The following is an 8,018-nucleotide window of genomic DNA, read 5'->3' on the forward strand; positions in this document are numbered from 1 at the left end:
AACGAAACGCAACTTCTCCTCGCTCGTTTCCATTGCAGCGGCGTTCATCTTGATAAAATCCGTCCACATGGCCTAGGGCAACCCGCGCCTTCCAGCTTCCGCATCGAGCACTCAGGCGTAAGCCCCATTGCTTCAATGCGATTGCCGGAGATGCACGATACAGGATCACCGTGGCCGCCTCGAAAAGAAGTTTCCTTGTTAAACGATCTCCCGTCTTCGAAATGCGGCCGCCAATGTCGACTTCGCCAGATTGATATCGCTTCGGTGTCAGCCCAAGATATGCGCCGACGTCGCCGGAAGCCCAGAACCGCGTCGGATCATCGACGGCAGTAACAAAAGCGATCGCTGCAAGGCTGCCTACCCCAGGTGCGCTTGAGACCAGCCGACAAGTCTGGTCTTGCCGTGCGAAGCAAGCAAGCTGTCGGTCAAAAGCTCTGCGCTGATCCTTGAGACCGGATAGCACCAACAACAGCCTCTCGAACAGATCGCGCAAGATAACGTCGTCTGGCAGGGCTCGACGAACTGACTGTTCAAACACCTGTCCCTTTCCCGCCGACAAAATCAATCCGAAGGTCTTTGCCAGTCCTCGGATCTGATTGATCATGGTCGTGCACATCCGGACGATGCGTTCCCGCGCCGTGAGCACCGCTCGAATGCGGTATCGGTCGAACGACTTTATCGACACCGGCTCATACCAACCACTGAGCACCAGACGAGCGAGCCCATAGGCATCGTTGCGATCCGTTTTATTAGCCTGCAACTTCAATGCCGCCGCAGCCCGACGTGCATGGATGCAATCGACTTGGACGCCGCACTCCCGCAGAGCATGCCACAGCAATACAGCCTGAGGACCAGTCTCCATACCTACCCGGACCACATGTGGCGTCTTCTCACGGATGTCGCTGCGATTTTGTCAGGAAAACTGCGTACCGTGCCTTCCCAAATCCTCTCGCCAGCCTCGTTAACAACACAGACAGCCGTTTCCTTCATCGACACGTCGAGTCCCACAAAATGCTTCATCTTCTCCTCCTTGCTGATGAAAGCAGCAATTTAGCACGAGGGCTGCCTCTCTGATTACGCCATGTGGTTCCAGCGATAGCCTTGGACATTGCGCATATGCAGGAAGCAGAGACCGAAGCCCGAAGCCCCAGGTCTTTTTCACCTTCACAAGCCCAAGCAGCAGATCGGCGATCGCATCGTTATCCGCGTTGCGCTTTGGGCTATACCGAAAACAAGTCTCACTGACGCCAAATGTCCTGCATGCCAGCGCGATGCTCACACCGTGTTGCGCCACTGCTTTCTCGGCCAGCTCCCAGCGCTATTCAATGTTTCGATGCATGTGGTCATCAAAGAAGATTCGGCACTAAGGGAAGTGTTGTATAAGGTGTCAATCTAAGATTGCTTACTCGCTGCGTTTTAAATATACCTTTTCCGCAATTAATCGGGCAGCCTTCAATGGCAAACGAGCAACGTAACGGAGTGCCATTCCGCATTCGATCGGAGTGCTGATTGTGGCGCGTCGTTTGCGACAAAATGGGAAAATCCTGGACCGGGGCGGGCGATGCCTTTATGGTAGGGTCCTTTAACAAGTCGCTTAAGAGTCAGTAAATGAAAAAACAGCGCTATCCAGATGCCGATCAGGCACCTAGTTTCCCCCAAATTGAGGAGGCTATTCAAAAGCGATGGGTTGAAGGCAATATTTTTGAACGGCAGGTGCGTCGGTCGCCTAAGCTCCATCCTGATGGATCGTCGAACCAATTCGTGTTTTACGATGGTCCGCCCTTCGCAAACGGTCTCCCGCACTACGGCCATGTGGCCACCGGCTTCGTGAAAGACATCATTCCCCGCTATCAGTCTATGCGGGGGCGTCACGTCGATCGCAGGTTCGGATGGGACTGCCACGGCCTACCTGCGGAACTTGAGGTGGAGAAAGAGCTTCAAGTATTTGGTCGAGATGCAATTTTGCAATATGGCATAGATAAGTTCAACGACGAATGCCGTCGGTCGGTTCAGCGTTACACTCAGGAGTGGGAGTGGTACGTCAATCGTTCTGGAAGATGGGTCGATTTCGTTGGGGGCTACCGCACCATGGACAACTCGTTCATGGAAAGCGTCTTGTGGGCTTTCAAGGCGCTTTGGAACAAGGGGCTAATTTACGAAGGTTACAGGGTAGTTCCATACTCGTGGGCTGTTCAAACGCCTCTTTCGAACTTTGAAACGAGACTTGACAACTCTTATCGCGAGCGTACGGACCCGGCACTAACGGTGTCGTTTCGCCTAAATCCTCGAGTCGAAGATCCTGGCCCAATGCGTCTCTTAGCCTGGACCACAACCCCATGGACCCTGCCTTCGAATCTCGCCCTTGCGGTCAATCCCTCTTTGCAGTACGTGGCGTTGGTCAAAGAGGGTGAATATTGGATTATCGCTGAAGAGGCCCTCCATCGCTATCAAAAGGAGTTTGATGGTTGTCACGTCGGGAGGTCTTTCTCTGGGTCTGAATTGATTGGTCGCACCTACTCCCCGATGTTTCCCTACTTCCAGGAGACACGGAATGCTTTTAGGGTGCTTGACGGTAGTTTTGTGTCTGCTGAAGATGGCACTGGGGTCGTTCATTTGGCGCCTGGCTTTGGTGAAGAGGACCTTGCCATCTGCAATTCGAACGATGTCCCAGTTTTCGTACCTGTTGATGAAGCCGGGAGATTCACTGCCGAAATATCAGATTATGCCGGCATGAATGTGTTCTACGAGGGCAACCCCAACATCATTCGTGACTTGAAAGATCGAAAAGATGGTACCGTGGTACGGCATGAGCAAATTGTGCACTCGTACCCACACTGCTGGCGAACTGATGAGCCGCTAATCTACAAGGCGATCACGAGTTGGTACGTTGCGGTAAGTCAGTTTCGAGACCGCATGGTTGAATTAAACAGCGGGATTAACTGGACTCCTTTGCATATCCGCGATGGCGTTTTTGGAAAATGGCTGGAAAATGCTCGCGACTGGAATATCTCGCGTAACCGTTTTTGGGGCTCGCCGATCCCCGTCTGGCGAAGCGACGATCCGACCTATCCAAGGATCGACGTTTATGGTTCGATCGCTGAACTTGAGCGAGACTTCGGCGTTAAAGTCGATAATTTGCACAGACCCGTTATCGACAGCCTGATTCGGCCTAATCCTGATGATCCTACTGGCAAATCGATGATGCGCCGCGTGCCAGATGTACTCGATTGTTGGTTTGAAAGCGGCTCTATGCCCTTCGCCCAGATGCACTATCCTTTCGAGAACAAGCACGAATTTGAGAGGAATTTTCCAGGCGATTTCATCGTCGAGTATGTGGCTCAGACGCGTGGGTGGTTTTATACGCTGATGGTGCTGTCTACGGCACTCTTTGATGTAGCTCCCTTTCGAAACTGTATATGCCACGGCGTTGTTCTCGACGAGAACAACCAGAAGCTATCGAAGCGCCTGAAAAACTATCCCGATCTCGTTGATGTGTTTTCGACGTATGGCGCTGATGCTCTCCGTTGGTATATGATGTCATCTGCCCTAATGTCTGGCGGAGATCTCTCAATCGCCAAAGACGGAACAGATATCGGACGAGCCATGCGGCCGGTTATTTTGCGCCTTTGGAACGCATATGTATTTTTTACGCTTTACGCGAATATTGACGGCATTAACGCTTCGTTCACAACTGAAAGCACGAACATCCTAGATCGCTATATTGTCTCCAAAACTCGTATCTTGGTCGCAGACATCCAGAGTAAATTGGATGTATTCGACATCCCAGGTGCATATGCTTCAAGCGTTTCGTACGCTGATGCCTTAAACAACTGGTATATTCGGAATCGTCGTACAACTTTCTGGTCTGGTGACCATACGCCAGATAAACAGGCGGCGTACGACACTCTGTATACGTGCCTTTTGCTTGCTTGCAGGGCTCTAGCTCCGATGTTGCCATATGTAACCGAGCACATCTACACGAACTTGACTGATGAGGAGTCGGTCCACCTGACGGACTGGCCAGACGTTGAGTTGCTGCCCTCGGACGCGGACTTGGTTCATCAGATGGATTTGGCTCGCGACGTCTGCTCGGCAGCCTTGAACATTCGTGACGAGAACCGCCGGCGAGTGCGGCTACCGCTGAGAGAGCTAACCATTGTGCATCCCGAAAGCGCGGTCCTTTGCGGGTTGGTCGACATCATCGCGGGTGAAGTTAACGTGAAATCCGTTAAGCTAGCGACGGACGTAACCTCGTATGGAGTTAAGCAGATCAAGGTCGATCCATCCCTCGGGAAGGTTTACGGCTCGAAGATGAAGGCTGTTTTCGAAGCGCAGCGGTCGGGTAATTGGCACCTACGGGATGATGGGAAGGTTGCCATAGCCGATGTTCTCTTGGAGCCTGGGGAGTTCGAGATCAAGATAAAGCCTCCTGAGGCTATCGCGGCGGAGCCCTTTGACAGGGGTCGAGGTGTAGCCGTTTTAGACATTGCAGTTACTGAGGAGCTTCAGGCAGAAGGATGGGCTCGGGATACAATCCGTTTAATTCAGAATGGTCGAAAAGAAGCAAATTTTGATCTAGTTGATCGCATCCAAGTAGCTATTCAGGCGCATGGCGTTCTACGAGATGCACTTTATGCTCACCAGCAGGTCATTCAAGAGGGGACCTTGGCGACAGTTATAGGTTTCGACTCAGAGCTCGCGAAAGATGCCGAAGGTGTTGTTGAAGACATGCTGGACGGGCATAAAATCAGAATCGCTATAGCTAGGGATCATCCGCTTTAGAGACGACCAAAAGAATGGAGACCGGTTTCGACGAAGCAAAGGTGTTTTTGCCACTTTAAAGAAGCGAGAATACTGACTGCGCCCGGTTCGGCAGACACCGTCTGGTTCAAGTCGTGCTGGCATCGTTGGCGCGTATAATAACCCTTCGCACGCGGCGTTGTGTTGTGAGCGGCCCCTTTCGAGATATCGAGCGGACCAGCTTCGCTTCGCTGATCCGGGTTAGCCAGCTTGGCCAGCGATAATGATCTCCCCGATCGTCCATTCTGATCGGGGAGCCGGACGTGGCCGAACACTCGCGCAGGTTCATTGAGGAGATCTACATTCCCAAGCGGCTGCACTCGGCCCTTGGCTACATGTCGCCAGCAGAATTTGAAACCCAACTCGCCCAGCAGGCGGCTTAGTTTAAAGCGCCCCGTGGTCCAGCCCGAGGGGTTCATTCCATAACCGGCTCGGTTCTGCGTGGAAACCAACAGCGGATCCGCTCACCGGGCGCCGGTATGACTCCCTCGTAGCGAAGAAACAGCCAGACCGCGTTATGCAATACCGTGACCGCGGACCGCCAGTTCGTCCTACAGTTCGTGTAGTGTCAGGGTAGGGTCAGGCTAGTCGCTCAAAAATGAACGCCCGTGCGCCTCCAATACAAACGCGCAGCGTCCACCCATCTTGGCCGGAGCCACAGAACCCGTCACGCGATCACGCAGCGACCACTTCACCAGGGATGAAACCGCGACATCCAATCGAAGCACACGGAGCGACAGCTTGGTGCGGGGTTCAGCGTCAGTGTTGCAAGACGATGGATTGGCCGATAACTCCCCTAGACAAGCTTAAGATCTTATGGTTAGGTTGCTAAAAGAATGGGCCTGTAGCTCAGTTGGTTAGAGCATACGCTTGATAAGCGTAGGGTCGGTAGTTCAAGTCTACCCAGGCCCACCACTGCTAGTACGAGAGTTGTGCGCGTTACTAGGCCGTGTGCATTACATGTCGGCTGATAATTTGCATAAACGGGACAGCAGTTCCGCATACTCTAGATGGTGGCGCCTCAAGGTTTTCAGCTAGAGTGGAGGGTAAAATGCGACAGGCGGAGGCAACCCATCCTTGCTTTTATACGCTAGCGCTCTTCGATCAATCTCACATTTACAAAACGCTGCAGAAGTCAGGGAAATTGGCATGGGATCCTGAAAGTGAGGCTTGGGTAGTCACGCGGTATACTGATGTTCAGCACGTCCTAAGATGCGGCCACTTTAAGGCAGGACTTGGTAGCGGTTTCATGAGCCGCTACAACGATGACGTCCTTGATGGCAGCGACGATGTCAAAAATCATTATAATAATTGGATGCTGGTCTCGAACGGAAATCAGCACCTCGAGCAGAGAAGGATGTTCCAAGGCGGTTGGTACAAGGAACTCGTCGACAGCGCCTTAGAACAATGCCGCATAAAGTTCCGTAAACTAATTGACGCGCTTCCAAGCGGCGATATAGAGGCTGTACAAAGTCTATTTATCCCGCTTATTGAACATTTCGCGGGAATCTTTGTTGGGCTCGATGTCCCAGAGGGTATTTGTTATCGAGAGATTTCGGACGCACTGCTTGGACCACTAAACGAAGCCCACTCTCCCTCCGTGATAATAAAGGCGCGCGACACACTCAGAACAGTAGAGGAACTGATTTTTAGTTCCCGGCCGTCAAACGACATTTCTTTGCTTTCCATCACCGCGGTGGTTCGATCTCTGGTGCGCGATGGGAGCCAGAGCCGGCATCAGGGTGTGGCAATGGTAAGTCAGGTTCTTACGGGCAGCGTCCATCCATTGCTGCATCTAATGTCTAACAGCTTTTCTTCCTTACTCGATTTCCCAGAAGAGATGGCTAAGCTGTTAGCTGCTGAATGCGAGACTGAATCTGCCGTTAGTGAGCTCATTCGTTACAATCCGTCGTTTCACTATATCCAATGCAGCGCCGAGTTAGACACCGAACTGCGTGGGCAGCCTATTTTCCGCGGCGACAAAGTTATTTGCGCTGTGATGGCGGCAAACAGGGATGACTCTGAATTCACTGCTGCGGATACCCTTATGCTCAGCCGTGCATCTAAGCCGTCAGCCTCCTTTGGTTTTGGCCATCACGCATGTTTGGGGATCAGAGCGACGCGAGGACTGCTGAGAGTCGTTCTAGAAGAGATAACCAACAGGCGTCTTGCAATTCGTCCCGGAACTTCGCCGAATACAATTGATGTGAAATATGGGATGCGCGGACACAGACAGCTTCATCTGAGACTTGAGAAAGAATAGACATCTGACTGACGGCTCCACACACTCAGGCCAAGCGGCCATGAATTTTACGTCGCGTTAGCGATCGCTCCTACGATTGACCGGGCCAGGTGCATTCAAAATCATCTTTTTCCCAATGAAGACCTTTTCCCCGCGCATTAGACCGTGTCGATGCGCGGCGGGCTCGGTGGCGGTAAATTCTTCAAGGGTAAAACCGGCGGCCGTAATACGGTCGCGGACATCGCGCCCAAAATATCGGACGTGGTCCATCTGGCCAAAATGGAGATCACGTCCTTTGGGGGTTGTGACTTCCTCATTCTCGTACGTCGAAATCCAGCCTTCTATGACTGGAAACATTAGGACGGCTATCCCACCGGGTCTCAGCACACGGTAAAGCTCGGCCAAAGCCAATTTGTCGTCAACGTGCTCGAGGATGTGACTACAAATAACAAGATCTAAGCTCCCAGCAGGGAGATCGATCTGCTCGATATTCAGGATGATGTTGGCGCGGCCAAAAACGAGATCTGCAGTGAGATAGGTTTTAGCACGGCAGCTCAGTATCGAGGCCAGACACGGTTCTGGAGCAAAATGCAATGTGTCAGCCTGAGTTACGAGGTCATTATTCGCTTGTAACCAAGAAAATAATAGACGATGCCGCTCTAGACTATGGCAGCTAGGACACAAGGCATCATACCGTGGAGGATGCCCAAACGCGCGGAAATTACCTTGGTAACCGCATATGTTGCAATTCCGCGGGTGAACTCCCTTCAATTGCTTTATGACCGATTTGACATACGCAGGCCTCTCTAGGCAACGCCGACGGATCATGCAAATCAATCCTCGTTCTAACTTAGGTTGCTCTTGTCTTTCTATCATAGGATAGTCGCGAGGCGAACCCCGCTACATCGTGAGCGTCCGGTGAACGCATTTTTGGGTGTCTCGGGGTGGAAGCTACTAGCCGCGTTTCATCTCATCG

5 protein-coding genes, 1 tRNA gene and 2 pseudogenes are annotated in these 8,018 nt (G+C 52.3%); 3 read left to right on the forward strand and 5 right to left on the reverse strand.

Features of this window, described 5'->3' with window-relative positions:
* Nucleotides 1–862: IS110 family RNA-guided transposase (locus tag MUU53_RS22525; protein WP_247262850.1), on the reverse strand; the 862-nt coding region annotated here is incomplete at its 3' end.
* Between the two features lie 221 nt (nt 863–1,083).
* Nucleotides 1,084–1,318 (reverse strand): annotated as a pseudogene (locus MUU53_RS22530) (IS3 family transposase); the annotation flags it as partial.
* Nucleotides 1,319–1,608: 290 nt separating this feature from the next.
* Between MUU53_RS22530 and ileS the strand changes: the two are divergent.
* Nucleotides 1,609–4,782 carry an isoleucine--tRNA ligase gene (gene ileS, locus MUU53_RS22535; RefSeq protein WP_247262851.1) on the forward strand — a complete coding sequence of 1,058 codons (3,174 nt, stop codon included), beginning with the start codon at nt 1,609–1,611 and terminating at the stop codon, nt 4,780–4,782.
* On the opposite strand, the gene MUU53_RS22540 is transcribed toward ileS, so the two are convergent.
* Nucleotides 4,779–5,252, reverse strand: a complete 474-nt coding sequence (locus MUU53_RS22540) for a hypothetical protein (protein WP_247262854.1) — start codon at nt 5,250–5,252, stop codon at nt 4,779–4,781. The genes ileS and MUU53_RS22540 overlap by 4 nt on opposite strands.
* A gap of 35 nt (nt 5,253–5,287) precedes the next feature.
* Nucleotides 5,288–5,542 (reverse strand): annotated as a pseudogene (locus MUU53_RS22545) (IS630 family transposase); the annotation flags it as partial.
* A 96-nt stretch (nt 5,543–5,638) separates the two neighbouring features.
* On the opposite strand from MUU53_RS22545, the gene MUU53_RS22550 reads away from it, so the two are divergent.
* Together MUU53_RS22550 and MUU53_RS22555 are read left to right on the forward strand one after the other, a co-directional pair.
* A tRNA-Ile gene (locus MUU53_RS22550) sits at nt 5,639–5,715 on the forward strand.
* 334 nt (nt 5,716–6,049) lie between these two features.
* Complete coding sequence (locus MUU53_RS22555; protein ID WP_247262852.1) at nt 6,050–7,063, forward strand: cytochrome P450; 1,014 nt, start codon at nt 6,050–6,052, stop codon at nt 7,061–7,063.
* Between the two features lie 57 nt (nt 7,064–7,120).
* Here the strand turns inward: MUU53_RS22555 and MUU53_RS22560 are convergent, their stop codons facing one another.
* Nucleotides 7,121–7,636 carry a class I SAM-dependent methyltransferase gene (locus MUU53_RS22560; RefSeq protein ID WP_247262853.1) on the reverse strand — a complete coding sequence of 172 codons (516 nt, stop codon included), beginning with the start codon at nt 7,634–7,636 and terminating at the stop codon, nt 7,121–7,123.
* Nucleotides 7,637–8,018: the final 382 nt, after the last annotated feature.

Source organism: Affinirhizobium lemnae (assembly GCF_022968395.1).
GTDB classification, from domain to species: domain Bacteria; phylum Pseudomonadota; class Alphaproteobacteria; order Rhizobiales; family Rhizobiaceae; genus Neorhizobium; species Neorhizobium lemnae.